This window comes from Vibrio rhodolitus (genome assembly GCF_003350325.1).
Lineage (GTDB): Bacteria > Pseudomonadota > Gammaproteobacteria > Enterobacterales > Vibrionaceae > Vibrio > Vibrio rhodolitus.
The window spans coordinates 1-1187 of record NZ_QLYZ01000047.1; the positions used below are offsets into that span (position 1 = coordinate 1).

Here is a 1187-nt window from a genome sequence, read left to right on the forward strand (position 1 = left end):
GAATTAAGCGAAGATCTTAGCAACAACACCAGCACCTACTGTACGGCCGCCTTCACGGATCGCGAAACGAAGACCTTCGTCCATTGCGATTGGTGCGATTAGCTCAACAGTCATTTGGATGTTGTCGCCTGGCATTACCATTTCTACGCCTTCTGGTAGAGAGATATCACCAGTTACGTCAGTTGTACGGAAGTAGAACTGTGGACGGTAGCCTTTGAAGAATGGAGTGTGACGACCACCTTCATCTTTAGAAAGTACGTATACTTCTGACTCGAACTTAGTGTGTGGAGTRATTGAACCAGGCTTAGCTAGTACTTGACCACGTTCAACGTCATCACGCTTAGTACCACGTAGAAGTGCACCAACGTTCTCACCAGCACGACCTTCGTCAAGAAGCTTACGGAACATYTCAACACCAGTACAAGTAGTAGTTGTAGTATCTTTGATACCAACGATTGCTACTTCGTCACCTACGTTTAGGATACCGCGCTCGATACGACCAGTTACTACTGTACCACGACCTTGGATTGAGAATACGTCTTCGATAGGCATTAGGAATGGCATATCGATTGCACGCTCAGGTTCTGGGATGTAAGTGTCTAGTGCTTCAGCTAGTTCGATGATCTTAGCTTCCCACTGCTCTTCGCCGTTTAGTGCGCCTAGTGCAGAACCTTGGATAACTGGTAGGTCATCACCTGGGAAGTCGTATTCAGATAGAAGTTCACGAACTTCCATTTCTACTAGCTCTAGAAGCTCTTCATCATCAACCATGTCACATTTGTTCATGAATACGATGATGTAAGGGATACCAACCTGACGGCCTAGTAGGATGTGCTCACGAGTTTGTGGCATTGGACCATCTGTCGCAGCAACTACAAGGATACCACCGTCCATCTGWGCAGCACCAGTGATCATGTTTTTAACATAGTCAGCGTGTCCTGGACAGTCTACGTGTGCGTAGTGACGAGTTGGAGTGTCGTACTCTACGTGTGAAGTAGAGATTGTGATACCGCGCTCACGCTCTTCTGGAGCGTTATCGATAGATGCGAAGTCACGAGCAGCACCGCCGTAAACTTTTGCAAGAGTAGTACAGATAGCTGCAGTTAGAGTTGTTTTACCGTGGTCAACGTGGCCGATAGTACCAMCGTTTACGTGCGGTTTTACACGTTCAAATTTTTCTTTAGACA

Annotated in this window: 1 protein-coding gene; it reads right to left on the bottom strand. The window is 46.8% G+C overall.

Annotated elements, in window-relative coordinates:
• Positions 1 to 3 precede the first annotated feature (3 nt).
• The coding region (gene tuf / locus DPF93_RS20990; RefSeq protein WP_114767933.1) for an elongation factor Tu at positions 4 to 1187 on the bottom strand (1184 nt) is incomplete at its 5' end.